The sequence below is a fragment of the Algoriphagus sp. SE2 genome (assembly GCF_039563885.1).
Taxonomy (GTDB): domain Bacteria; phylum Bacteroidota; class Bacteroidia; order Cytophagales; family Cyclobacteriaceae; genus Algoriphagus.
Genome location: NZ_JBCLWJ010000001.1, coordinates 123,885 through 150,088, shown reverse-complemented (window position 1 = coordinate 150,088; position 26,204 = coordinate 123,885). Strand labels below are relative to the sequence as shown.

At 37.8% G+C, this 26,204-nt stretch carries 19 protein-coding genes; all 19 read right to left on the bottom strand.

Annotation, left to right across the window (positions count from 1 at the left end):
* Nucleotides 1-9: 9 nt before the first annotated feature.
* Nucleotides 10-1,689, bottom strand: coding sequence for a DUF4157 domain-containing protein (locus tag AAGF08_RS00540; protein ID WP_343508928.1), 1,680 nt, complete (start codon nt 1,687-1,689; stop codon nt 10-12).
* 26 nt (nt 1,690-1,715) lie between these two features.
* Nucleotides 1,716-3,560, bottom strand: coding sequence for a DUF4157 domain-containing protein (locus AAGF08_RS00535; RefSeq protein WP_343508927.1), 1,845 nt, complete (start codon nt 3,558-3,560; stop codon nt 1,716-1,718).
* 18 nt (nt 3,561-3,578) lie between these two features.
* Nucleotides 3,579-4,883, bottom strand: coding sequence for an ATP-binding protein (locus AAGF08_RS00530; protein ID WP_343508926.1), 1,305 nt, complete (start codon nt 4,881-4,883; stop codon nt 3,579-3,581).
* A gap of 6 nt (nt 4,884-4,889) precedes the next feature.
* Entirely contained in the window at nt 4,890-6,065 is a 1,176-nt protein-coding gene (locus AAGF08_RS00525; RefSeq protein ID WP_343508925.1) for a DUF4157 domain-containing protein, read from the bottom strand.
* A gap of 14 nt (nt 6,066-6,079) precedes the next feature.
* Nucleotides 6,080-7,600, bottom strand: a complete 1,521-nt coding sequence (locus tag AAGF08_RS00520) for a contractile injection system tape measure protein (RefSeq protein WP_343508924.1) — start codon at nt 7,598-7,600, stop codon at nt 6,080-6,082.
* 1 nt (nt 7,601) lies between these two features.
* Nucleotides 7,602-11,702, bottom strand: coding sequence for a PKD domain-containing protein (locus AAGF08_RS00515; protein WP_343508923.1), 4,101 nt, complete (start codon nt 11,700-11,702; stop codon nt 7,602-7,604).
* 2 nt (nt 11,703-11,704) lie between these two features.
* On the bottom strand, nt 11,705-14,686 hold the full coding sequence (locus tag AAGF08_RS00510; RefSeq protein WP_343508922.1) for a hypothetical protein: 2,982 nt from the start codon (nt 14,684-14,686) through the stop codon (nt 11,705-11,707).
* The gene (locus AAGF08_RS00505; RefSeq protein WP_343508921.1) at nt 14,686-18,258 is read right to left on the bottom strand and encodes a hypothetical protein; all 3,573 of its coding nucleotides are present in this window, start codon (nt 18,256-18,258) and stop codon (nt 14,686-14,688) included. The genes AAGF08_RS00510 and AAGF08_RS00505 overlap by 1 nt, the downstream gene beginning before the upstream one ends.
* A 6-nt stretch (nt 18,259-18,264) precedes the next feature.
* Nucleotides 18,265-18,681, bottom strand: a complete 417-nt coding sequence (locus AAGF08_RS00500) for a GPW/gp25 family protein (protein WP_343508920.1) — start codon at nt 18,679-18,681, stop codon at nt 18,265-18,267.
* A 4-nt stretch (nt 18,682-18,685) separates the two neighbouring features.
* A complete protein-coding gene (locus AAGF08_RS00495) occupies nt 18,686-18,979 on the bottom strand; it encodes a PAAR domain-containing protein (RefSeq protein ID WP_343508919.1) in 294 nt (97 codons plus the stop codon).
* A 7-nt stretch (nt 18,980-18,986) separates the two neighbouring features.
* Complete coding sequence (gene vgrG, locus AAGF08_RS00490; protein ID WP_343508918.1) at nt 18,987-20,756, bottom strand: type VI secretion system tip protein VgrG; 1,770 nt, start codon at nt 20,754-20,756, stop codon at nt 18,987-18,989.
* Nucleotides 20,757-20,760: 4 nt separating this feature from the next.
* On the bottom strand, nt 20,761-21,477 hold the full coding sequence (locus tag AAGF08_RS00485; RefSeq protein WP_343508917.1) for a LysM peptidoglycan-binding domain-containing protein: 717 nt from the start codon (nt 21,475-21,477) through the stop codon (nt 20,761-20,763).
* Complete coding sequence (locus AAGF08_RS00480; protein ID WP_343508916.1) at nt 21,477-21,647, bottom strand: DUF5908 family protein; 171 nt, start codon at nt 21,645-21,647, stop codon at nt 21,477-21,479. Before AAGF08_RS00480 ends, AAGF08_RS00485 begins: the two co-directional genes overlap by 1 nt.
* 10 nt (nt 21,648-21,657) lie before the next feature.
* A complete protein-coding gene (locus tag AAGF08_RS00475; RefSeq protein WP_343508915.1) occupies nt 21,658-22,155 on the bottom strand; it encodes a phage tail protein in 498 nt (165 codons plus the stop codon).
* Between the two features lie 2 nt (nt 22,156-22,157).
* Nucleotides 22,158-22,589: a phage tail protein gene (locus AAGF08_RS00470; RefSeq protein WP_343508914.1), complete on the bottom strand. Its 432-nt coding sequence runs from the start codon at nt 22,587-22,589 to the stop codon at nt 22,158-22,160.
* Nucleotides 22,590-22,622: 33 nt separating this feature from the next.
* Nucleotides 22,623-24,017: a phage tail sheath C-terminal domain-containing protein gene (locus AAGF08_RS00465; RefSeq protein ID WP_343508913.1), complete on the bottom strand. Its 1,395-nt coding sequence runs from the start codon at nt 24,015-24,017 to the stop codon at nt 22,623-22,625.
* A gap of 30 nt (nt 24,018-24,047) precedes the next feature.
* Nucleotides 24,048-24,665, bottom strand: coding sequence for a hypothetical protein (locus AAGF08_RS00460; RefSeq protein ID WP_343508912.1), 618 nt, complete (start codon nt 24,663-24,665; stop codon nt 24,048-24,050).
* Nucleotides 24,666-24,667: 2 nt separating this feature from the next.
* Nucleotides 24,668-25,258, bottom strand: a complete 591-nt coding sequence (locus AAGF08_RS00455; RefSeq protein WP_343508911.1) for a DUF4255 domain-containing protein — start codon at nt 25,256-25,258, stop codon at nt 24,668-24,670.
* 158 nt (nt 25,259-25,416) lie between these two features.
* On the bottom strand, nt 25,417-26,055 hold the full coding sequence (locus AAGF08_RS00450; protein ID WP_343508910.1) for a response regulator transcription factor: 639 nt from the start codon (nt 26,053-26,055) through the stop codon (nt 25,417-25,419).
* Nucleotides 26,056-26,204 lie beyond the last annotated feature (149 nt).

The following is a 26,204-nucleotide window of genomic DNA, read 5'->3' as shown; positions in this document are numbered from 1 at the left end:
TTCTATTTTTTATGGACAAGTTGGCCAATTTAAAGGTGTGATAGTTCTAGGATTTACTACTCGTCTTGGACCAGGGACAGTATCACCATTCACTGCATTGCGCACGTAAACGGAACCGTTTTCTCTTCGTACTCTTACTCTAGTTGCTCCCACTTTGGCAAGAACTTCTTCATTGGCAACCATTCCTGGATAAGTAGAAACCTGCGCGTCTACACCGCTTTGGTCTAAAACGGTATCTCCTGAAACAGGATCAGTGGTTACTAAACTGGGATCAGGAGTAAGTCCCCTGGCAATACTCCAATTAGTTTCTAAGGAATAAGCATAGTCTTCCTCATCAGCCCAAGCCTCAGACCGTAGCCTTCTTGGAGAGCGTGCGTGTTGGTATTCATGATATAGGGTTTGAGCGACTGTTTCACAATCGTCTGAAATATTCAACCTAATCGTATTACCAGAGGTTTCTCCTGCTCCCTGCATTGGATGTGGCTGCCAAGACCCACCTTGAAAAATTTCATCTGCCCAAAATAGATCATCCACTAATATTACCACTCTCAATCCCGTTCTAAAATCGTTTATAATGGCTTCATTCCATGGGCAAAGTATTTCCTGAATACATGCCACATCTGCAGGGTTTTGGGATAGTGTAGTGGAATTATCTACTACCGTGGGAAAATCAGCATCCAAGGCGGCCATAGTTGCTGTACCTACTTTCCCTGCCGGATCAGTAGTTACGCCTTTTTCTTGTTGATAAGCTCTTACTCCCTGTTCGGTCTCACCTTCAAAAATTCCATCAATTCCAAATCGAATCAGAAAATGTCCTTTATCCTGAATGGCATGCTGAACTTTATTCACATGTCCTCCTCTTTCACCTCTTTCCAGAACTTTGTTTCCATCAAATACTTCTTCCAATTCTGTGTCTCTTGCAAATCTTGGCGAACTTAAATCATGTCCATCACCTATCGCCCTTTGAATTTTGAAATTACTTAATTTGCGCTGCTGAACTACATGAGTCAATTCATGAGCCAGCAGTTTCTTACCATTTTGACTTTGTGGTTCGAATTTTCCTGAATTGAAATAAATATTTGAACCGTAGGTAAAAGCTTGAGCTCCTAGGTTTTTACTCATACTTTCTGCCGTTTGGTCTGTATGAATTCTAACTTGACTGAAATCCATCCCAAATCCTTTTTCCATTTCAGTTTTGGTAGATTTAGGGATTGGATTACCTTGTTTTGGAGGGCTTTTGAGTTGATTAGAAATGTTATTAGATACAAACGCTCCTGCGGAATCATTTCCTTTAGTTTGTATTAAATCTGATTTATTTTGGTTGCTTTCTTCGGAAGTGAGAGAGTAAACTGGAACAGGCTTTCTTTGTATTTGTTCCTCCTGTTCATTTTTTTCTTCGGCTTCACATTCAGCACATTTTGCCTGGACTAGAGCATTACTGTTACTTGGATTGTATGAATGAATTTCAGAAGAGTTTATGTTTGATTTAGAGTAAATGAAATCCTGTTTTGCAAAATTTGTAGTAAGACCGTTAACTACCTGATCGGCCACAACATCTGCTTCTTGTTCATATTTATCCCCCGGTTTATTGACTGTCAATTTTGCCTGAACAGGAACAGGAGTAAAAAAAGAATTTCTTTTATGTCCCTTGAAGGGGGTAGATTTCTTATTTTCTTTTATTGCTTCCATTTCTTTTAAAACTTATTATAGTTCTACTAATACTTGTATTTCTTGCTATCAAACCATTTCTGGAGTTTTGGTGAAATACTCTTCAATTTTTTTGATACCCAAAAAGAATATGCCTCGGCATAAAACTCTTCTGGCTTGTGTGGCCAGTTTTCGCTAGCATAATTAGAAATTGGTGGGATATTGTTTTTTTGTACGAATGCCACAAATTTCTGGACTCGAGCAGATCTTTCATGGGCTAAAGCATTTGCTTTTGCAGCATGAAAAAATGTGTCCTGATATTTTTCAAATGATGGTAAAATAGACAGTAGGGAATGATTTCCATCTTTTTTGGAAAGAGCTCCAAAAGCTTGTCCCTTCGTCTTAATGAGTTTATTGACCTCAACAATCAAAATCTCTACTTCACTTTCAGGCTTCTTCTGATCCTTGGTTTCTGTGTAAAATGAACTGATTTTCGTGCTCAAAGTCTCTACTGAATTCGCATATTGTTTTGCTTCATTGAGATCGGTCATCTCATTTGTTATTTTTCCTTTGGCTTTTGTTAAAGCAGTATCATGATCCGTTTTAGCGGTGGCTGTAGTTTTCTTAATCGAGTCAAGGTCCGCTTGGCTAATGGTAAGTTTTTTGGCATCAAGATCTTTTTTCTTTGAGGTTGTTTTGGCTTTTTTTGTGGCACTTTCAGCCTTTTTGAATTCAGTTTCTTTTTTAGTTCGGACCTTTCTTTTTTGCGCTACAATTTTTCTCAAGTTATCCATTTCAGACTTCAATTGTTTTTTGATCTTAGCATCGGATTCTATGTTGTACTCTTTTAGTTTATTGTTGTAGTTGATTACCGCGGCATTAAATTCATCATTGGCGGTATTGAAGGTGTCTGATTTCGCATTTTGTTCGTCCACTTTTTCGTTGTATTTCGCCGTGGCTTCATTTGCAGCCAGATTGGCCTTTCTGCTGGGAAGACTAGCGATAGCATGTCCTATTTCGTGTTGAACTAACCGTTTTTGCTCGGCTTCCGAAGAGCCTTTGCTGAAATTCAAATCCGCAATTTCAAGTAAGTACTCATTGGTAACGGTAGTATTATTTACAGATTGTTTTGAACCAAATTGACCAGCTGTTTTCCCTCCTAAACTAGAAACCCGTTTAAGGACTACGTCCTTTAATGCAGGGATATCTTTCTTTGGAATCATTTCCATTCCTTCTTTAGTGATCCTTAATTCTTTCGAAGTCCAATTTGAAGATCCATCCTCTACGGATTTTAATGAAAAAGTAGCTTTTATAGATGCCTTAAGTTTTCCAATTTTTTCTTTCTCAGCCTTTTCTGCCTCTTCGTTTGGATCTCTTTGAATCTGATTTGTTTGCTGAACTACATGCGTTAATTCATGTGCTAATAGCTTTTTCCCATCAAAGGAATGGGGATTGTATTGACTCTTTCCAAAAACGATGTCTCCCTTAAAAGTATAAGCTTTCGCACTAATTTCATCAGCACTTTTATTTGCATTGGCATCGGTATGAATTCGAACTTTACTAAAATCTTGACCAAATGAGATTCCCATTGAATCTCTTACCCCTTTCTCCAATGGCCTTCCCTCATTTCCAAGGGTATTTGTAACAGATGGAGGAACGATGTGATTTTGACCATTTAAAACTCCATGTTGCTTAGTCTGAATCCCCGAAGTATTCTCTTTTCGGGAAATAAAATTTTTAATCCCATGGGCATTAACTACCTGATCAGCCACAGCATCTGCCTCTTGTTCATATTTATCCTCTGAATTATTGATCTCAATTTTGGGCTGAACGTGTGAAGGAGAGAAAAATGATTCATTCACCTTTCCATAAAGAGAGGAATTTGAATTTTTTAATTTTTGAGACTCTTTCATAGGATAAAAACTTGATGATCACTTTCCTTCTTTTTCCATTTCTCTTTTGATGCTTTTAATCATCATCTCTCGAGAAACTTTGTAATTCTTATTTTCCAAGGAGGCTAAGGAGATATATTGGATAATATTTAAAATATGAGATCCAGTCAGTTCGAATCGTTCAGCGAGCTCCTTCAAGAGACTATCATCTTCCAAAGTGATTTGCTGCGGAAAAGTCTTTTCCCAAATCATCAGGCGTTCCTCCGCTTTTGGGGCAGGGAAGTAGACAATGGAATTGAACCGTCGGATAAAAGCTGTATCGATATTGTTTTTAAAATTGGATGCAAGAATAACGAGTCCGTTATAACTCTCTATTCGTTGCAATAAATAGGAAACCTCTTGATTCGCATACTTGTCATGTGCATCTCTTACACCCGTCCTTTTCCCGAAAATGGCATCTGCTTCGTCGAAAAACAGAATCCAGTCTTTATTTTCGGCTTTGTCAAAAAGGGATGAAAGATTCTTTTCTGTTTCACCGATATATTTGGATACGATCATAGACAGATCTATTCGGAATACATTTTTCTGGGTGTATTTTCCTAATAGTGTAGCTGTCAAGGTCTTTCCTGTACCTGGAGGCCCATAAAATAAAGCCCTGTATCCTGGTTTGATTTTTCTTCCCAGATCAAATTCTCTTAAAAGCGTTTCCTTATGTTTCAGCCAAACCTGTAGGTCTTTAATTTGGCTCCAAACCTGATCTGGAAGGACTAAATCTTTCCAAGTCATTTCGGTTTGCAAATGTTCTGCAGGAAAGTTGATGCTTAGACTTGGAAGACTGATTTTTCCGGTAGTAAAAACCTCTACATATTCTGGATCCAGCTGCAATTTTCCTGAGAGTTTTGGGTCACTGGATTTAACTGAAGTTAGCGATAAAATTTTGTGTTTGAACAAAGGTTTTCCTTCATTAAAAAGCGATAGGAAATTCAATCGTTGTTGGATATCGATTCCTGCCAGAATGAATAGGACTGTCTCACCAGTTGGAATCATACCTCGATGCTGATCTTGCTTTAGACCTCCGAATTCTGGGAAATCCCCTCCATTGGGTAAATATTTTTCAATTATTCTATCAAAAAAACCCGGGATCAAATGGGGAATTAAAGCAGCAGAAAAAAGCACTACCTCTGCTTTACTCAAGTTGTAATGTTTTATAAAATTGGAAATAGGAAGATTTCCCGAAAGCTTAAAATCTGGAAATGCAAAAGCCTTCCCTTCAAAATAACTTTCAAGCCTCTTCGAGGTAATTGTATGAAGAAATGATACAACTTGTTGAATTTCTATTCCCATAAGTTCTTAAAACATCCATTGTACACCAGCATGAATCAATAGTCCGGATTGTGGATTATATCTAAAACGCAATCCTGCCCCAAAACCTTGATTCTCTTCATTGGCAAGAGGTTGAAGGGCTTTGACTGCACCCATAATATCATCTATATTATCTCCATGGGATTGATAAAAACTAATGGGATCATCCATGCTTCCTAAATCTCCCAAAACGCCACTTGCCCCAGCCCATCCTTGATTGATAGGACCTGCTAAATCAAAAGGCATTGGTAAGAGCCTCGACCCATAACCTAAATTAAAACCAAATCCCCCTGCGGTCAGGTCTGCATTAGCGCCAAACCTGAATTGATCTTGTGAATAGCCAAATGATAATGCAGGGTCAGAGGGGTTAAAACCTAATTGAGTACTCCAGGAGGGGGTTCTAGTCCCTAGTGTGAGTTCACCTCCATAATTATATCCCAATCTTGTTCGCATCAAGCCTTGGGTAAATTGGAGTGCGGCACTACTGGTATTTGCTTCCAGCATCCATTGGCCTAATGAAAATTGGATGGAGGGAGGTAATAAGTCGAAATCAAATTCAAACTCACTTTCTTCTTCTGGACTTGGAGTACTTGTCTCATCATCATCTCGCTGGAGCATATTAATTGGAGCAGCGCTTTGTTGTACCACATGAGTCAGTTCATGTGCGAGCAGTTTTTTGCCTTGCTTTGAGGCCGGGTCGAATTCACCTGAATTGAAGAAGATGTGATTTTGGTGGGTAAATGCTCTGGCATGCAGTTTTTTATTCAATTTTTGGGAAGTGTCTCCATCATGGATTTTTACCTTTCCAAAGTCTGCACCAATACTAGATTCCATCAGGTTTCTGGTTTCGGAATCTAATTTCTTTCCATTTCCCGATTGAGATTTGATTCCGCTCTCAACTTCTTGATCCGCAAATCCCCCTAAAGAATTCCTTTTCATTTGAATCTTTTCTTCTTCACAAGCAGCACATGTTCTCTGGACTTCAGCAGAACTCTTTTGGGTAGTTGAAGTGGAAGTAATACCATTTACTACCTGCTCAGCCATATCATCTGCCTCCTGTTCATATTTATCCCCGGGCCTGTTTACAGAAAGCTTTGCCTGAAAAAATGTCTCTCCGCGTTGAGGGACTTTACTTTGCCTTATTTTTTCTTTACAGTCTTTCAAAGCCAAATTATTGTTTAGTTCCAATCCACATACATCATTTCACTCATCCATGGAAGTTTTATCAGACCGATCCCCCATGGTAGTTTGTCCATAAGGATATCGACTGTTTTTCTTTCTACGGTCAGTTTCCATCCTTTATCCACTCGGCTAAGTTTTCCGGACCTTTGCAAAAATGTTTCCCTCAACCCATCAACGCTTGTGTTTTTCAAAACTTCCCAGTGGCCAATCGCTATCTGGAGTAGGTTTTCACATTCTTTTTTAGTCTCAGTATCGATTTCTTGATCTAATGGTAAAACCTCAAATAAATCTATACCACACAAAAGTTTATTCAACACGAAATAATTTTCAGGCAATTGATTTTCTCCATAAACCAAAAACTGGAGGATTTTTGCAGCCAAATATCGTTTCAAAGGATCTTCAAATTTTTGGTTTTTTACCAACTCAAGAGTGCTGAATAAACCAGCCATAAAAGGATGTAAAAGAACAAGCCCCGCATTTTCAATAAATATTTCCTCGTCCGTGTTCGTCGAAAATTCTTTGACGGATTGAATATCCTTTTTTGGAAAACTCTCACTTGATTTTTTTGATAGCTTGAGGCTTCTTTCAGCACTATTAGACAAATTTTTCGAAGACCCGAGGGTCTTAATTATTGATATTGGAATACCGGTTGTCTTTAATAAATCAGGAGAGCTTTCATGTAAGGTTTTCAATAAATATTTGATGAAAAGGACATGATCTGGATTTTCTGAATCTGAAATAATACTTAAAAATGCTTCTTTAAAGCCTTGGTCTTCTATCAATTCATCCCTGAAAAAGTCTGCATAACCTAAGACACTTTCTTTTTTTGAATTGGAAATGATGATTTGAATTAGGTCATGATTTGAGAGCGCTTTCTTTTTAGTTGCCAAATTCAGAAATACCGAGAGTATTTTCTTTTGTGTATTTTCAACTCTCCGTTTGTGGAGGATTTTATAAAGAGAAAAGATCTTAATATTTAAAACTTCCCCGAGGGATTTAAAAATTTTTGAGATAAACTTCTGGGAAAAAGAGTTAAATAATCTATCCTTTATCAAGGAAGTTTTTTTGATAGATTTTTCCAGTTTCTCAATGAATTGTTGATCTATTACAATTATATTTTCTAAATCATTCGGATGAGCAAATGGACTGTTCCAGGGGAAATATCCCTTTTCCATAAAAAAGAAAAAAACCTCGCTTGCCTTGTTTTCTTTTGAACGGAAAGTTGGTTTATTGGAAAGATTTGAAGTTAATTCTTTTCGAATCTGGTCCAGGATATTCTGAAGCAATAATTCTTCCCAGTTTTCGCTGGATAAATAGCCACAGTCTATAATTAAGGAATCGAAAACCAAAGTGGAGTCTGATCCAGCATGTACATCAAACTCCTTTTCAAGGGCAGGCATTACCTTTTCATGAAACACAAGGGCAAGCTTATCCTGTAAACCCAATCCTTCCTCTATTCCCTCAAATTGCACTTGAAGAGAAGTAGTATGGATCTTATGGTTTTTAGACAGGTTCATTTCAAAGTATTCCTTGAATGGTCTTTATTCTTCTTAAGTATTTTGGTTTGGCAGTGCCTTCACCATTTTCTCTTGTTTGAGTTGAAGCTGCTGTAAACCCAGTCTCTATTTTTGCAATTGCCTGTACATCACTTCTTCCAAATGCTCCGCTTTCGCGCATTTCAGTCCAACTTCTAGAATGGGCTTCAATGAGGTCAAATACTTTTAACATCGGGATTTTAGCCACATCATAATCCTCTTTTTGGATACAGACAATATAATTTATGAGTGAGCTAATGATTTGATACAATTGGAAAGCGAACGGTCTAAAGTCTTTGAATTCCAGAATGATGGTATGAAGGCTTTCAAGCCAATCCCTCAATTTTTGAATCAATCCATTTGTTCCAAAGGATGTTGAAAAGAAATCTAATTGTTTTGTCAGATTGGAAGTGGAAATTCTACTCATTGAGATGAAGAATTCTTTCAACTCATTATAAGAACTAAATGTCTCCAAGAACTTTCTAAAGTTGACTGTAGGTTCGGTTTTGTCGAATGTCCTAAATGCTGTCAGAATATTAGGAAGTGGGCCACACACTTTGGTCCTAGTATCCTCTTCCACAGGTAATATTCCGACTTTTACTGCAACTGAGTCACTACTACTGCTTCCAGCACTATCAGTAACATTTAGAGCGAATTTATATTCACCTTCCAGTAAACCAGAGACAGTTGTTTTAGCCTGATTTGGCTTTAGAATAGTAGGATTGGAAGGACCCCTTTCAAAACTCCATTTGAAAGTTAGAGGTCCGTTTTCCGGATCAACGGAATTGCTACCATCCAAAGTAACTGAACCTGGACTATTAGGGTTAGGAATAGTTATTGAAATATCAGTTCCTGCTTCCGCTCTCGGTGGATTATTTTGGGGGGCCACAAGATTGAAAGTAACCTGGTCTTGACTTGAAGCCCCTTTGTCATCGGTAACTTTCAGCTCAAAGACGTAGGTGCCTGCTGATTTAAATTCTGCGGTGGTTTTTGCCCTGTTTGGAGTTTTTAAAGTTACCTCAGGTCCACTTACCTTACTCCAAGCAAAAGCTTGAATAGTGCCATCTTCATCTTTGGACCCAGAACCGTCCAAAGTTGCAGTAATAGGCTGTTCCGGTGAAATGGTAAAGCTTCGGTCCCTCCCTGCATTGGCCACAGGTCCCACATTCTCGGGAGCATTGACGGTGATTTTAACCTGATCCTTAGCGGAAGCTCCTTTGTCATCGGTAACTTTCAGTTCAAAGACGTAGGTTCCCGCGGATTTAAATTCTACAGTGGTTTTTGCTTTGTTAGGAGTTTTTAAAGTCACTTGAGGACCACTGGCCTGACTCCAGGCAAAAGCTTTGATTGTACCGTCTTCATCTTTGGAGGCCGAACCGTCCAAGGTTGAAGAAAGAGGTTGATCCGGTGCTATGGTAAAGGTTTGATCCTCACCAGCATTTGCTATTGGCCCAATATTTTCTGGTTCTTCCACTTCAGGAATGACATAAGCAATAGGAGGGCATTCGCTGCAGCATAAGTAAGGGAGGTAAAAATCAGCAATGACTGTTCCTTTGGGAATCGGTGAAGCTTGTTCTCTTATTTCTTTGTCTTTGAGGTTGAGTGCTTCCAAGACATTTTTTGCAGCTTCTCCGAGATTTAATCTTCCAATTAATTCTGAGGCTAGCTCAAACTCTGTTTTGTTGATCGATTTAATCCCCAGTAAGTTGTTTGATCTAGAAATTTCCTCAGGTTTTTCAGAAGCCCTCAACCCAAATAAATTGGCTGTCGGTTCCTTGGGAGTCGAGCTTGCAATTGAGAGTTCAGATAGAATTTCCCTGTCAATATTCGCATTAAAAGAAGGTAATACTCTTTCCAAAACGCCATTATAAACCAAAATGAAAGTTCCTCCTTTTGGCACTCCCGCTTTGTGTTCGAGACCCGGGTGCTTTTTGAAATACTCGCTGAAATTTATGGCGGCATGATACTCTTCAATTCTCTTGAGATACTCCTCCTTGAGAGCAAATAACTTTTCATTTGAGCATTCGAAAAGCAATTCATTATTACTGGAGGAAAAATAGCGCTTGATTTCTTCGTTATCAGAATTGGCTGCCTCCTGAATGAGGCTTGCAACAGTTTTGGAGTAGGGAGTCCAAAGTTTGTTGTAGGCATCTTCATCGAATTGGTCTAAATCATAGGCGAGTAGATATTTGACTATTTCAGCCAATTGCTGTAAAAAGATCAATAAAAGATCTGGCTGTTTGATGATGTAATCAAAAAATGCCTTGTGATCTACTATAAATGAACTCACATCTTTGGCAACAAAATCAGCTAACTTCTCTCCTTCTTCCACATCTCTCAAGGCAAGATTTTTAATGATATCTTCATTAGAAATACTCAATGGTTGGTTTTTTGATAGATCTGACTTGATGGTTTTTTGCATATCCACCAAATTTCTTGATATATAGAAGTCTCTTTTCATAGTGAGACTTCCCAAATTAATATTGGGTTCTACGGTTCTCTTTGGTCTTAAATTTCCCACATAGGCCATGATTTGCTGTAGTTGGCAGACTATTCCAGTAATCATTACCCTATAATCAGAACTCAGATCTTCTACATGACATTTGATTTCTTTTCCATTCAAAATTTTGGAAAGGTCAATGGCATTGAGAGCTAAAACATCAAATGGCAGATTGAATTTGTTTTTTTGCTGAATGATATCGGTTAGGGCTGTTCTGTAATTTTTACCAACGTGTCCCTCAATCCTAAAGGCATTGTAGCGCTCAATATCATATAATAAGGGGTTTTTTACAGGTTCAGGAGCATCCACTTGTTTAGCTGCTCGATATCCTAGGTTATATCTTTCATTTCCATTATATCTTCGGTTGAAATACCATTTTGTATTTATGGTTTTCCAATCATAGTAATAAGGAATAGATCGAAGACTAATTGCTTCAGGGCCTAAATAATTGGGGGTAATGATAATTGATTCATTTGCAGATAATTTCTCACCGATAAAACTTTTCACCATTGCAACTAGCTTTTCCAGAAGAGAGGCCGCCTCTTCTACTACTTTAACTTGTCCATTCAGTATTGGAGAGGATTCAAAATAGTTTCTATGAGCATTATCGTTTCCTAAAGAGGTGCTTTCATTGGCCACCCCCAAGGTTAAGTGAAGAGGGAAACTCATTTCTTCTGGACAGCATTCTCCATAAGCTTCTCTTACTTTGGAGCGGAATTCCAGATAGGCCTTGAATAAATCATCAATAAAATCATAAAAGTATTGCAGGTAAATTTGCTGACCTGTACTGTTCGAGAATTTCTTTTTGAACTCAACTAGATTAAGCCCTTTTAAAGGATTTACCTCCGGAAGACCAAGAGAAACGGCAAATCTCTCCCAACAATTGACCAAGTTTTCTGACATATTATTCAGCGTCACATCATCGGTGATATTTAAAAATCCTTGAAGCACATCTTCAGATGTCTTAAGGTCTTCAACAGGGACATTATAGCGTTTGAGAAGTATTGATTTAAAACCAATCTTTTTGGATGACTCCAGTAATTTTTTGTTGACAAGCAAAGTCTTAAGTTCAAATTCCATCTTACTTCCTTTGTCATTGCAGTCCTGTGTATCACAGTTTTTGAGATCTATTTGCTCAGCTTCTAAAAATAATACGATTACATAATTCTCTAATTTTAGGGTGGTTAAAGGTTTTTTCCCTTCGGTTTCCTTATCATCGGAAGGGATTAGCTGGAGAATATCCTTTTGGTTGTAGTATGGAACTTTGTTTCTGTCTTCTGTGCTGCATTGAGTCAAAAAAGTAAGATCATTTGGAAGTGCTGGAGAAGTATAATTTGAATAAAAAGAATAATTGGTGTCACAAAGTTGGATAAGATATCCTTGTGAGGTTATTCCGCACCCTTTACTGATGGTAATTTGAGATGGAGATGAATTAATCTTAAAACCACAGACTATTCCTCTTCCCAGAAGCTTTATTCGGGTCAGCCTTTCCTGTTGTTCAAGGTAGTTCAATAAGTTGTTCAAGTGACCATTTGACAGCACCTGATCAGCTTCAAAAACGGGATATGATTGTATAGGCTGCATGATTATAAATTTTGAGTTCCTAAAATTGTTTTACCCAGCATGACAGGGTTTTTTTCGGCATCACTTTCTTCACAATCGTGCAGTGTTGCCTTTGGATACACAGAGTTGAGTTTTGCCAATATTTCCAGCATTCTGTCATTGGCCTCCTGATACGTAGAATGGTTTTTCCCATCATTTTTGAATCTTGCGTGTTCTTCGATCCAGCTTTTATAATTTGTTTCAAACTCCCGGAGTTTTTCGTTGCTCACCCAGCAAACTTTTAGTTGAAGATGTGCCGGAGCTTCTTCAGTTAGTTTCTTTTCGAAATACTTTCGATAGGCCATATTGTCAAAGTGATTAGGCCAATGAGGTAAAATCAGCGAGGCTCTGAAAGAATAGATATCTTGCTCACAAGGACAGTCACAGTCGTGAAGACAGACTTCCATCAGTTTGAAATTTTTGCTTTTGGGCCTTAGTAGGATGTGTTCAATCAAATGAAATCCCTCCGGATCTTCACATTCGGCAGAGAGCTCTGCCACGATTTCTTTAATTACTTTGGCAGCTTCTTCTTCATTGGGAAAAGTTTTTTCACTAGCCAAAATGATTGAATTCCCTTTTTTGAGTTTGACCTGTTTAGTTGTGTAATGGTAATTTTCCGAATCGATTCCCAATTCCATGACTTCTTCTAAAACCATTTCGGCTTCGGACTTGTCCTCAAACTGTTTTGAAACAAGCTTTACTCCATTTCTGGAGGTTATTGAAAAAGAATGGACACAGTGTACTTCATCTCCTACTTCCATTTCTTCACAGATGATCTCCACATTTTTGATACAATACAGGAATCGTCTTGTAAAATCTTCAATTCCAGTTAGATGACTAACTTTTTTTTCCAATCCAGAGACATTATCTGTATCCCAAAGCCTGTCTTCTTCTAGGTTATACTCCTCATCTTGAGGGAAATAATTAAATGCAAGTGATCTTCCGTAACTGATTTCAGGGTAAGATTGAAGAGTTCTGATTTTAATATCAATCAACTCTTCCAGTTCAATTTTTTCAAGACTGAGGTTTTCCAGATTTATCCGGTACATCAATAAGGAATAATCATTAAAGGATTCTGCAAAGCGTGCTAAGAGGTGGTCTAGAAATTTATTTCGTCTTTCATGAAATTGGTTTTTGTTTTCATAAAGTTTTTGCCAAAGTTCCTGACTTTCAGTATCTCCTGAATCATTTGCTAAAGCCTTTTCCAAATCAGGATGAAGAATTCCATCTATTTCCTTGATGGTTCCCAGGTATTGAGAAAAGTAAGTCTGACGAATATCATCTGTGGAATAAAGATTTTTAGCATGAGTAAGTTGGGCAAAAAAGTCAGCCAGAAGTTGTTCAAAAAACATTAAATAACCCTTCAATTGTTGTTGCTGGGCTACTCTCAGGTTGGAAGATTCAGGAGGAAGCCCAAACTCTCCCACACCATAAACGATGGGGAGGTCATATTGTACAGGCCAATAACTTAGGGTGTCTCTCTTATTCCCCTTTGGAACAGGAAGGTCCTCAAAAGTGGGGATCAGTTTTCCTACATTATTTTGAGCATGGAGAATATGAACAGTATCCCTTACTTCTTCATATCTGGATAGAAATGGAAAACCTTCTTTAAAGAATAGAATTTTAGAATAGTCTGTGCTCAACACAGGTTTATGCATGGGTGAAATTGGAAGACACCATGAAACACCCATTTGACCTGGAACAGGTTTTCCATTTTTGTCATATTTGGTCATCAAGAAATTTTTGATTTCTCTGACCCCTTCCAAATCCATTAGCAGATTAATGATATCCGAGGCATAGATCACTTGTTTCAACTGGGCATTTTCTAGCTCCCCAGTATCAATAAACCCATGTCCAAGTTTGGGACCTTCAAAAATTTCCTCTACCGGGATGTCTTTTTTTAACTGATCACTAAGAGAATAAAAGGGAATAGGAGGATTGAGGTAGTTTTCTATTGTAAAATAAATCTCGGCTTGAACCTTTTCTATATCAATTTCCGGGCTTACCTCTACATCAAAACAAAAGGCTATTTCTTCTGAATCTATGGGTTTCACGCTTATAAAATCCTCACATAGATTTCTATTTTCATGAAGAACTTTAATACAGTTTTTAATTATTAAATCCGCTTTGGACAATTTAATTAGGTAGGTATCCAAAATCAGCTCAACAAAATCACTGTCTTGAAGCATTAACTCTACATGAGAATCAAGTATTTTTCCTTTTGAGGGATTTTTTGGAATACTTACTCTGAAAGGTAAGTCAATAACATTCCCATCGCTGAGTTCAATTTTATACGTATAGGACCAAAGTACGCCTGCTTTCTTCTCTAATGTGAATCCTGAGAATTCACTTGTTAAAACCCCTTTATTTACTTCATTAATGCTAGGGAATTCAAACTTGATCTGGAATTCTCCTGCTTCCATTGTTACTGTTGGAGTAAATGGAAAAGCTACATTATCTAAGACAATGTCTCCTGAATTCATATCTCCCAATTCTAAATCTACCGATAGGTCCAGCAGTACGGTATAGAGGCCCTTCAACGAAAGTTTTTCTTTGGTCGCTTCGTATTGGAGAAGATCCTCCTCGCAATTCAGGTAAATAGGAACTTCTTGGTTTCCATCTGTAAATAACCAAGCGTTATTGATCCCAGGGATGTCTACCAATAGCTTTCTGTAATCAGTAATTGTAAAAGGGGCTGAAGTCAATATTTCTCTGGCTGTGAAAAATGTTTGGCCAGTAGCCTCAGCGAGGTGATCCTTAATATCAAAATTAATTCTGTATCCTAACTCGGTAATGGCGTAGCAGAGGGCTTCCAAAATTGTAATACCCGGATCATGGGAATTGTAATCCGTCCAAATATCACTGGAAAGGGACTCGATATACTCCAATCCTTCCTTGCGCAATCTTTCATAGTCCAGCGAGTGGCCAAGATTGGGGTTCTTAGGTATGGTAGCAGAGGTTTTCATCAGCAGTCACAGGTTTGGATTACTTGAATGATATGTCTTGGCGAACTGAGATTGGATTCATCAAAATGTGAAACCAAAACTGATCTGGATGAGGTAGCTATGATTTCCTGCACGTCAAAGGAGGCCTTAGAAATTTTTCCTTCTTCGTCCCTGATGATATGATTTAGTTTGAAGCAACTTAAAAAATCCACATATGGCCTTTCTTCAACATAATTGATTAAGGTTGATTTGGTGATTTTTCCACCAAAGCTTATTTTTTGATTTGTGTCCCAGGCCCAGGGACATAGAAATTTTTCTATCTCAATGTCTAATAGGTTTCTATAAAATACTTCATCCATGTTGTCATGGAAATGCACTTCAAATTCAAGTTGAACCTCCTCAAATTTTGGGTTCATAACGTGGAGGTTCGAAAAGGGATTTTTGATTTTATCTAAGAAAATACCAATGTCTGTTAAGGTACCGATAGGAGTGTAAGGGGTAAGAGGATTAACATTGGTTTTGTTCTTTAAATCTGGAATACAGATGACAGTGATATTGCCTGGATAATTTTCACAGAATATCTGTTCCCCGTTTTTATCATAAAATCCGGTATGGTTGAGACATTTTACTTGATATACAGATGGAAACTCCTCCAAAATCAAATGTTCAAAATCCCACATGGTAATAGCCCGTTGCTTATGACGAAGCCTTTCACTTACCCGTTGGTATTGATCTTCGTCCGATTCTCGCTCTCTTCCTCCCACCGAATCGGCAGGTTGATTAATAGATTTGAAAGCACTATCAGAACGCTGTAATTTACTGACAGTCCCTGCAGGAAGAATACTTCGAAATTCAATATTATCTGCTTCAATCTGCACCAATTCGGCTAATGCAGCTTGTGCTTTGATATCAATGATTTTGCAGACTGCGTCAGTATTATCTGCGACGGAAACTTTTAACCAAATTAAATCGGTAGTCAAAGCCGTATGGGATTTTCCCGATTCTTTAGGAAAGCTTAAAGTAACAATCCCTGTCCTGGTAAGATTGATTGTTCCATCTATGACTTTACTGGATTCAAAATTCCGCCATTCCTCATTGTCATCTAGATAGGACCAATTGACTGTCTCTTCTTTTTTTAATGGATTGGAACTTCCTTCTGCGAGAAGAAATAGGATGTTTATAGTGGTAGGCAAAGTTGATTTTGCTATCCCGATTAACATCTCACCTTTTTGATCAAAACGTGGAATTAAAGAAAGGTTCTCATTTGAGATCGGTTGATAATATCCAAAAGGAGTTATATGGTAGAAGGTATGCTTGGAGTTTGACCCTTCAGTAGGAATGGTCTCAGAGGCGGAATAATCTATAGAAAATGAATCTGAAATCAGTTCATCAGGTACTGGAACAGAATTTCCTGAAACTGTGCTCAAACCTTTTATTGCATTAATATCACTCAGATCTTTGATCCCCATTTCAATTGATCCAAGATCAACTCGACTTTCAGATGGAGGTGGAGCAGATCTACTTGCTAAAGTTTTGACTACCACATTTCCTTGTTGAGAATTGATCTTAACATTGTCAAGGGCTTTGTTTACATCGGACATGTAACTGTCCAAGGAATAATTGGAGGTATCCAATCGGAATTTGAGGAACCCCTCAAAGGAAGTTGCCTGTAAAAAGGTATTGGCACCAAAACCCATATTGGTGGTTTTCAATAAATATCCATCTGAATTTTTTTGGATGGAATAGGATTGGCCCTCTTTAATTTTAGGATAGGTTTCCCAAATATTTCCATGTAGGTATTGGCAGGTAATGGGGTCGGATATGGGAAAATTAACTTTTAAGGAATCTAATTTTTTTTGAAAAATTTCCCTTGAACCTATGTAAAAACCTGCATTTAATTTAGGGAAATCTCCAAATGGTTTAAAAGGCTTTGAGGCATCAATTGAACCTCCATCACTACTTAGGGCCAAATCTTTTACCCCGATTACATCGACTGAAAGCTTAATAGATGAAATTGGGTTATTCATCAAATCCTCATACCAGATATTGCTTTTCCCTTGGTCAAGAGAGGCCATTAGTAGGGGTAAGGAAGTATTAATATTTTTCTTATGTGTTTTTTCAATGTAGGGAAGAATTGGAGGTTCTTCTACTCCCAGTGAAAATTCTAAAACCAGTGTCTTTTGCTTTTCCGTGTATTTTGCATCTACATCTTTAATGATCCAATCTTTCTCACCTGTAAGGTTTATTTTAAACGGGATAATTTTTTGGTATCCTACAGGAGAAAATGCAGATTTTGATTTTAGAGGCTTTGTAAACTGAACCGTAATTGTAATCGTTCGATCACCTTCTTTAAGGAAAAGTAAATTGGAAGCCACAGCAAATCCAGCTTCATTGGTAGGCTCAGATTTTTGTTTCCCAAAGGCGAACCAGCTTTTATCATCTGTTTCAAACTTTTCTCCTTTCCCATCTGCACTATTCACAACCGGGAAAGCCAGTAGGTTTTTATTATGGATTTTGAAGGCTTTTATTTCACTAACTACGGCTTGATTGAAAACTACATCTTCCAAAAGACTATAGCTCATTTCTTTGCCATTGATATCTTTTTCTCCTTTAAAAAGTGTGCCTTCCTTAAGTTGATGTTGTTGGATATGCTTTTGTAGTTCAAAAGTCAAATGAACTTGATCTGGGATCGGTTTTTTATTTTTCAGTCTTAAAACATCTTTATAATAAAAATCCAGATGTCTTTTGCTGTAATTATTGAGGCTTTCTTGAGCAGCTTTAAATAGCTTTAGAAAAGAAAGAAAAAGTCCATAATGAGGCTCATGTTTTGAATAAGAATTTAGAGAAGTTTCAAGTAAATCTTTTGCATTGGAAAGGACTGAAGAAATCCCTCCGATAAACACCGTTACTTGATTATTGAAGAGGTTATGATTGATAATATGACTTATTTTTTCACTGGCAGTTGAATCAGGAACTGTAATATTCAATCCTTGTGAGGTAAGTGCAAAAAACTCTAAAGAGAGAGGCGTATTGGAATCAATGGTTATAATTGGAGCCGTAGCGTCCGTTTGATTTGAAGTTGAAATCAAGGTTATCTGCTCAGTTCGGAAATTTGATAATCTAGAAAAAGGGGTATTTAATTTTGTGCTGATTATTGATTGAATGTTTTTCTGGTATTCTAATTCGTCTCCAAGCAATTGGCATTGCTCATCAATTAATGAGGCTAGTGAAAAAATCAAATCGTAGAAGAATTTGAATTGCAAGCTTGCTTCAGCATCATCCGCTGAGCTTATGGCAAGTTTTATTTTTTTGCGAAGGAGTTTGATATAATCAGATAACTCAATGATGTCGAGTGCTAAAAGAACTGCTAAAACCACTGAAATATCCATTTTCATCAATGGCTCCCATGTCCCCTTATCTTCGTTATTTAGATCTTTGAATTTGAGAAACGTAGCATATTTTTTTGCAAAAAGGATAATATCCTCCATAGACCTATCATCCACATTGGCGAATGTGGGAGGGAGAGCGAGTAGCTTTCTGGTTAGCCTGTCTACTCCTTCTCGGGTCAATGGGTTTTTGTCATTGCAAGCCATATTTTTTTATTTCAATTCACTTCCTTCAGTTTTGTAAAAAGGAAATACAAAGTTGAATCTCGAATTCGTGGTTCTAACCTTATAAGAAATAGTTATAAGGATTCTTCCCTCTAATTCTCCGGTGTCGTCTAAATCAATTTTTTCTACCTCAATCCTTGGTTCATGGTACAGAATGGAGGTCTTTATCAAATCCGTGATATAGGTTTTGAAGGTGGTGGTCAAAGGTTCAAATACTAGCTCATGTAGGTCACAACCATAATCAGATCGCATCACCCGTTCTCCTCTTTTTGTGGAAAGCAGTATTTCAAGGCTGCTTTGGATATCTTTTTCATCTCTAAGCATTTTTGTTTTCGCTCCATCATTATCAAACTGAGGAGGAAAGCTCCAACCACTACCTAAAAAAGACTTGTTTATTTTTTCCATTGAATTATCCTCCTATCATTACTGTTGGACATCCAATTATTATAACACCCCCATGGGAAGTAGAATCTCCCATTCTGGCAGCTGGCATTCCTCCTATCATTACTGAGGAAGAGCCCATAATAATTGTGTCGGGTGGTCCGGCACAAGTAGCCAAATCCCCAAGCCTAGCAGCTGGTAATCCCCCGATCAAAACAGTCGGTTCTCCTGCAGGCAAAATTGGACCACCTACATGAGGAGTCCCACCGGGGGTCAACATGGGGCAAACATGCATGTCAGAAACTCTAGCTGCTAATGGCATTCTTTCGTTAATTTATTTTGACAAGACTTCCTTTAATATTTACTAAAGACCCTTCTAGATCTGTGGATCCGTTGCTCTTGAAGCTGAGCCCTGCAGAGGCTTCAGCACTGATTTTCATATCTGCTTTAATTGCTATTTCTGGAGCGGCAAAACTGATTTTAGTTCCTGCTTTTAAATTGATCTCCATAGGAGAATCCAAGACTATCCCGCTGTCATCCATTGTTAAGATATTACCTGAGGAATCCTCGACCTGAATGATTCCTGCAGTATCATCCAGCGTGAATTTTCTTTCACCTGGCGTTTCAATCACTATACTTTTATCTCCATCATGAATGGTGATTTTGATTTCAGACCTTGATACATAACCTTTCTTATCATTTGCATCCTCAGGTTCAATTGGTGAAGGTTTGGCACTGCTATGAACCATTCCCAGAATTATAGGATGGGAAGGGTCATCGTTTATAAATCCTACAATCACTTCATCATCTATCTCAGGTCGAAAAAATGTACCTCTATTATCTCCTGCGTCTAATGTTGCCACTCTGGCAAAAATTCCTGCATCATTGGGATTGACAATGGGTAGCCTAACCTTGACCCGGCCTTCTCCCAAAGGATCTATAATATCTGTGACTATTCCCACATGTAATCCTTGAATTCTGGAAAATTGTCCGGTAGCAGAACTGATGGAAGAATGGTTGAATTTTTCTGTAAAAAAAACTTCTTCCCATCCTAAAGTTGCTTCGGTTACCCAATTACCTTGACGAATCTCGTGATCGATAGCGCTGACAAAAGCTTTACCATTGAATTGTTCTCCTATTCCTGCAAGGGTAACCCAATCTCCGGGCTTTACCTCTGCAGTTCCTAAAAAGGATACCTTCCCTTTAATTTTGGATAAAGATTGCTTTTGTTTTTTGGCATCTGCAAGGCCCTGTAATGCTTCATTTGAAATCTTTCCTGAAGTCCTGATTTCAAATTCTTGCCCATTTATTTCTGCTATGGTGGACTCTTGAATATTTCCTGGAGAGGCAGATTCCAAACCACTACCTTCGGCTTCAAGGACGGATTGATTTGCGAAGTCCCAAGAAAATGCTTTTACGGCAGTTGATTGGGATCTGATGTCTGATTCGGATCTGATCGAAATGATGTTGGTCCCGTAGGTCAAGGTATGAACTGACTCCATTGATGGATCTGGTTTCATCACTTTGAATTGACTTCCATCGATAAAACAAGCCATTCCATTTGAGTCGATTCTTCCTAAAATAAAATCCCAATCACTGACATTAGCTTGAAGTAATTGCTCATGAACGCTTCCGAAGGATGGGATATCAAAATCTGTTATCCCGTTTTCATTTAGAATTTGCTCCACTACTTCATTATCCATTAGATCATTGAAGTGCCTACTTTTAGGTGACACAGTCATTTTCACCGATTCTTGTTTACAAGTGAGTTGTAGGGTGGACCTATTGGAAGAAACAATATGAGAGTTTGCTATAATGATTCCTCTAAAAACTGCCGTATCATCCGAATTAAACCCGAGTTGGATTTCTATGCTTTTACCCAAAGCAAATTCTCCACTATTGCTGATTTCAAAATCTGAATCTGCTGCTGAGCCATCAGCCATTCTGATTCTGGCGTAGGGGATTTTATTTAACTCTAAGTGGACAGCGATTTCAAGAATTTGGATTTGCCCAGATACTTCCTGATCAGGTATGGCAAAAGGACCATTCCCAATTAGGATTTTTGAAGTGACAAGTTCCCTGTTCGCTGTGGAAATCATTTTTTTATTTGGCTAATGGAGGGAAATATATTTTAGAACCAGAATCAATTTTTCTGAAACTGTCTAAGGAATTGAACTCAGCTACCTGGATATAATAGGAGTTCTTTTCATAGATTTTTTCTGTCATCAAGTCCAGCCTATCTGATCCACCAAAGGTCCTCTCATGAGTAATGTCAGGACTTTCTCTATTTTCTTGAGCAGCTCTTTCTACGTCAGCAATACTTTCTACAAACTGGCATTTTGCAATAGCTCTTATAGGTTTCCCATCAGGAGCAAAAACCTTATATTCTATATCCATCTGCCTAAGAACTCCTTTAAAAAGCAGCTCTCCCCAATGTATTTTTAGATAATAAGGACGGTGTTTATCAGATTGATAATCAATGATTTTCCGTTTAAAATCCTCAATTTGTTCAGTGACAGTACCTGGTTTTTCAAAAGGGTTAGCTATTCCTAAGCTTAAAACGGACATATCTTTGACGACCCCGGTTCCATCAAACAAAAAGTCAAAATTGAAATCCCCGGGAAGAATCCGGTTGAATTTCATATTTGCCCCAGATGTTCCCGGTGCTTGTGTATCATCAAACTCAAACTTGTAGGAAACACTGTAAGTGGCCGGGTTAATCAGGGCATTAAATTTATTTCCTGAAACCTGATCTTGAAATTCAGCATCTCTATAAGCCTGAACATATAGTTTTTCAGCTTTTTGGCTTAGTTCTAACATTACCTCTCAAATTTTAACTGGATTGCTCTCAAAACATTCTCTGTGACCTCTTTTACAATTTCTTGTTTGATCTGTTCAAAGTCCGCTGGATTTGAATTTTGGGTACCGGATTCAGTTTTACTGTTCCCAATTGCAGCTTTTATCTGAAGTTCTCTTATTTCTATGGGCATTTTTCATTTATTAAATTCCAATACTGCCAGAAGCCCCTATGCTTCCTGCCATTGAAATAGCTGAGTCTAAGCTGATGATGTTAAAATATTGATAGCTCAGCGTGATGGATTCAATTACAATTGAATTTTGTTCTGCATTAAAGCTTGAGACAGACCACTTTTTCGGAATAGCATTCACCACATACCAAGACTGAATGGGGATGTGTTTATCATTAAGCAGGCTTATGATGATATTCACAGGTTCAAAGACAAAATTTTCAAAGGCGTTTTTACACCACATCAAAATCCCGGAACCTATAAACATCCCTCTTTTTAAAACCAGGTCTGTGTATTTTGCCCTGACCGGTAATTCCCAAACAAATCGATTTTGTCCTCCTTCAATAATAGTTTCCATTTGCATTTCAATATCCAATCCACTGACCTCCTGAAATCTAAAGTCATTGGGAGTCTGTGGGAATAATTGGAAAACCACTGAAAAATGAAAACCTACTGGTGGATAAGAAAACATAATTATTCGTTTGCGATGGTGAGTCCCTCATGTGCTATTTCCATTGTTTCAATAGCTGTTTCATTGCCTGTGCTGTTCAAATCTGTTGATTGAACTTTGATGGGCCAGGCATTTTTAACTTTCCAGACTACTACTGGCGAATGAGATTCATCCAAAAGAGAGATAATTAGATCTCTTCTTTCAATGGTATTCAATGCCACAGTATTCCACCATAAGTAAAATTCATTGTCACTTTTGAAAATGCCCCGCTTGAGAGTAATATTGGAAAAACTCTGCATTCCAGGCATTTTGATTTTTGAGTATTCAGGACTTGCTCCATCACGATACTCAATGGGCTCAATGGTCACTTCAAGTCCCGTAACTTCAGTAAATCCGATTTTTGTTCCACCCCAATCAACTTGGAAATGAAATTTTGGAAGAGGATAATTAGCCATGATATTTTTAGTTTAAAATTTTAGAAATAACCATTAAGACTCCTGCATTTTGTGGGAGAATCTTAGGATAATAAATTCAGCTGGACGGACTGCAGCCATTCCGATTTCGACAATTAGCCTACCTTCCAGAATGTCTTGAGCAGTCATTGTTTGACCGAGCCCACATCGTACATAAAAGGCATGCTCAGGTTTTGCTCCGGCCAGAGCACCTTGTCTCCAAAGTAATGTCAGGTAATTCTCAAGCATTGCTCTCAGCTTGACCCAGGTATTGGCATCATTTGGCTCGAATACAAATTGCATCGTTGCTTTTTTGGAGGACTCTTCCACCATGATGAAAAATCTTCTGACATTGATGTATCTCCATTCATTATCATTTCCTGCTAAGGTTCTCGCACCCCAAACCAAATATCCTTTTCCTTGGAACATGCGAATGGCATTCACAGATTTTCCTGTAGTAGGATCTATATTCATGCTTCCTTGTTCTGCCTCACTAATTTTTGCAGTTAAGTCGTATACCGCATTTAATGAAACATTTGCTGGAGCTTTCCATACTCCTCTTGATGCATCCACTTTGGCATAAACTCCGGCCAATGCAGAGGAAGGAGGAAGTGTTGGACTTAATTTCTCTCTTATTTTTGCCAAAGCAGCATTGTAAATACCCGTTTCGCTTGTGCGTAAAGAGTCAAGGCTTACGGCAGCTTCATCTGCTCCTGCTGTATTTATGATTACATCTACATCGGTATCATCATATTCAAAGTCAAAAGTTGTTTTGAGATATGGATAATAGACGGCGGCATAGTTGAGACTGTCATTCTTGGTAAATGCAGTTCTGAAATCACTTATTGTGGTGGTGTTATTTGTTCCCGGTGTGTGAATATCAAAGAGAGTAAACCGATCCTGAAGAAGTGCACATTGGTCAATGGCTGAAGAAATCAAAGTAAAATAATCCCCACTATTCAAGGTATTGATGGCATCTGGGAATACTATAATGGTAGGTTCGTCTTCTGCTTCACATGCCAAGAGTCCGTTATCATAATGTTCAGGATCAGGAGTAGTTTCCGTATTACCAATTGAAATGATATAACATGGCCCTCCTCCATTGATAAAATACATTCTGAGGTTATAATACATGGTGAAATCTGAAGGATCGGTGATGCTTGCATCAGCCACCAGAGTTTCCCTCACAATATTGACTGCTATGCCTTCCTCATTTTCAGCTTTTCCAAAATAGGTTTCGTATTCTTTTAAGGAAAATATTTTGGTTGGGACATTTGTAAGTGATTCGCCAATTTCATTAACGGCTATCTGTGTATACCCTATAAATGCGGGAATAGCAGTTTCGACTTGGGCCACAGAAGGTGGAAAGAGCGGGATTTCATTAATATAGACTCCCGGGGTCTTGATTGCGGATTCATTGATTTGTGACATTGGAAAGGATTTTTATGTTTCTTTTTATATTCAGTTATTTAAATGAATCGTGAACAGATGTTCATTTTCATTACCATTTGCGGTTGTATAAAATAAGTTCTGATTAGCGACGTCAGTGTATAATCTATGCGTGCTTGATCCTTCGGTCACTATATCAATCACACCAAAGTGTCCTGAAAGATTTTTGACGGTTGTGGTCCAGGAGCCTGGATTTCCGGGATTGAAAACTTTTATTGGTTCTTGTGCAGCAAGTGGACCTAGAGTTGCTCCTGCCAAATTCATCGAATTGGAAGATGCCCTAACATTAATCCTAAAACGATATATATTCTCTTTTCCGTGATTTGGAGCAACTTCAGTTTTATCTTTTATCGGATCAGAAAGGTTGATAAAAAATCGAGCGTTGAAATTATTTGGTAAACGGAAAAAAGGGGAATCTTCTTCTGTTTTAATCCGAATAAAACAGATCAAGGTGTCATTTCTCCAGCGATAATAAATACTATGTTTAGTAAATAGTGTAGTGGTGGTAGGATCAGTGTCAATTTTGATATTTGGCGTTAAAACACCTCCAGTAGATGCAGAAAAAGGGAATGCATCATGGGAAAACCTGATGGAAAATAATTTCTCAAACTTGTTGACAATGCTATCCATAGCTACAATGGCTTATTTCCAAATTGAGATTCTATTGACTTTACAATAGGTATTTCCATTCTTTCATCTATACTGCTGAAATAAGCTAATCTCATCTTATAGACTACAGACGGGATATATTTGCCCCCCATTATTCCCCACAACTGATTTAGCTCTTCAAAACTGGTCGAGTGGAGTTCAAAAAGAATTTTATCCAACCCAAAATTTGTGAGTCCAGGGATATCAGTTTCTGTAAAAATTGAATTGGCTTGGAAGAAGGAAATAACTTGGGATATCCTTTGTAGTCCAATATTATATTGGTCCTTATTTGCTCCAATAAGCAAAAAAACGTTCAAGAAGATGCCAGGATTCCTGGAAACACCACGGGGAAGACCCATGTTGTCATAAATCTGTTTGTTTGCAGGGTTGTTTCTTAAGCTACTTTCCTCCTGTATGTTAATAACAGAAACTACTACTTTATCAGTAATATTCGTTTCCCCTCCTTGTTGTGATGAATCTAATAAGGACAAATTTCCTAAAATAACTTCAGGCTCAACATTGCCAATGTGTTCATTTACTAATTCTACAACTGCACCTAAAACTTGATCTATCATGCCAGAAAATCTAAGATCTAAAAATATATATATGACAAAATTCTATCTCAGTTAAGACCTTGATAGCGAAGGGGATCTAACGATTCAAGTTCAGGAATAATTTCTGGATAAAAGTCCTTGGAATCATTGATTTTTAAAACTCATGGTTTTCATGGATATTAGTAGACAAGGTTTGCACATATCGCCTCTCTTACCAGACCTGCAGTATTTCTTACTCCCATTTTTTGGATCAAATGCAAGCGATGGGTCTCTACTGTACATGAACTAATGAATAATTTATTGGCAATTTCGTGCGTTGTATATTCCTCAACAATCAATTGAAGGATCTGCTTTTCTCTTTTAGTTAGTTTCTTCTTCCCTGAAGTAGAGCGATGGGATTGGACAAGGTTTTTCATCAAGATATCGCTCATCTGGGGATCAATAAATGGGTTTTTTGAGCTTGCCTTGAGAATTGCCTCCTTAAGATATTCGATACAGCAATTGGGTAAAAAATATCCACTGATTCCAGTTTTCAAGAGTGATTTGATGTTTCGCAGATCTTTGAATTCGCCAAATACAAACACTTTTAATAAAGGCTGTTTTTGAAGGATTTTATGGCATAAATCCAGAATCCAATTGATCTCATTTATTACGTCAATCCAAATGTATTGACCATTCTTAAAAGTTAAAGTCGAATGATTGTTTATGTCCTCCCAGGATATTAAATCCACATTTGATTCAAAACTATTGATTTCAAGGTATTGCTGTAGGCCTTTGGAGAGTAACGTGTTTTTACTAATTATGTGATGACTTTCCATGATTTTAGTGAGTTAAAAATTTATAGTACTAGGATTCAAATTTTAAGGGGGTTTTTGAAAAATTAAGCTAAAAGCTGCATCTCTTTCTTTTTGGAGCAAAAATGAGTTTTGGGGAGTTTTACCCGAAATGATCAATAACCCTACTTTTT

What these genes read in the sequence shown, in the direction of transcription:
- AAGF08_RS00495 (WP_343508919.1), bottom strand. Translation starts at nt 18,979, where the DNA reads ATGCCATTAGCAGCTAGAGTTTCTGACATGCATGTTTGCCCCATGTTG.
- AAGF08_RS00500 (WP_343508920.1), bottom strand. Translation starts at nt 18,681, where the DNA reads ATGGAAAAAATAAACAAGTCTTTTTTAGGTAGTGGTTGGAGCTTTCCT.
- vgrG (WP_343508918.1), bottom strand. Translation starts at nt 20,756, where the DNA reads ATGATTTCCACAGCGAACAGGGAACTTGTCACTTCAAAAATCCTAATT.
- AAGF08_RS00530 (WP_343508926.1), bottom strand. Translation starts at nt 4,883, where the DNA reads ATGGGAATAGAAATTCAACAAGTTGTATCATTTCTTCATACAATTACC.
- AAGF08_RS00470 (WP_343508914.1), bottom strand. Translation starts at nt 22,589, where the DNA reads ATGGCTAATTATCCTCTTCCAAAATTTCATTTCCAAGTTGATTGGGGT.
- AAGF08_RS00505 (WP_343508921.1), bottom strand. Translation starts at nt 18,258, where the DNA reads ATGGCTTGCAATGACAAAAACCCATTGACCCGAGAAGGAGTAGACAGG.
- AAGF08_RS00535 (WP_343508927.1), bottom strand. Translation starts at nt 3,560, where the DNA reads ATGAAAGAGTCTCAAAAATTAAAAAATTCAAATTCCTCTCTTTATGGA.
- AAGF08_RS00540 (WP_343508928.1), bottom strand. Translation starts at nt 1,689, where the DNA reads ATGGAAGCAATAAAAGAAAATAAGAAATCTACCCCCTTCAAGGGACAT.
- AAGF08_RS00510 (WP_343508922.1), bottom strand. Translation starts at nt 14,686, where the DNA reads ATGAAAACCTCTGCTACCATACCTAAGAACCCCAATCTTGGCCACTCG.
- AAGF08_RS00480 (WP_343508916.1), bottom strand. Translation starts at nt 21,647, where the DNA reads ATGCCCATAGAAATAAGAGAACTTCAGATAAAAGCTGCAATTGGGAAC.
- AAGF08_RS00520 (WP_343508924.1), bottom strand. Translation starts at nt 7,600, where the DNA reads ATGAACCTGTCTAAAAACCATAAGATCCATACTACTTCTCTTCAAGTG.
- AAGF08_RS00515 (WP_343508923.1), bottom strand. Translation starts at nt 11,702, where the DNA reads ATGCAGCCTATACAATCATATCCCGTTTTTGAAGCTGATCAGGTGCTG.
- AAGF08_RS00465 (WP_343508913.1), bottom strand. Translation starts at nt 24,017, where the DNA reads ATGTCACAAATCAATGAATCCGCAATCAAGACCCCGGGAGTCTATATT.
- AAGF08_RS00460 (WP_343508912.1), bottom strand. Translation starts at nt 24,665, where the DNA reads ATGGATAGCATTGTCAACAAGTTTGAGAAATTATTTTCCATCAGGTTT.
- AAGF08_RS00455 (WP_343508911.1), bottom strand. Translation starts at nt 25,258, where the DNA reads ATGATAGATCAAGTTTTAGGTGCAGTTGTAGAATTAGTAAATGAACAC.
- AAGF08_RS00485 (WP_343508917.1), bottom strand. Translation starts at nt 21,477, where the DNA reads ATGTTAGAACTAAGCCAAAAAGCTGAAAAACTATATGTTCAGGCTTAT.
- AAGF08_RS00475 (WP_343508915.1), bottom strand. Translation starts at nt 22,155, where the DNA reads ATGTTTTCTTATCCACCAGTAGGTTTTCATTTTTCAGTGGTTTTCCAA.
- AAGF08_RS00450 (WP_343508910.1), bottom strand. Translation starts at nt 26,055, where the DNA reads ATGGAAAGTCATCACATAATTAGTAAAAACACGTTACTCTCCAAAGGC.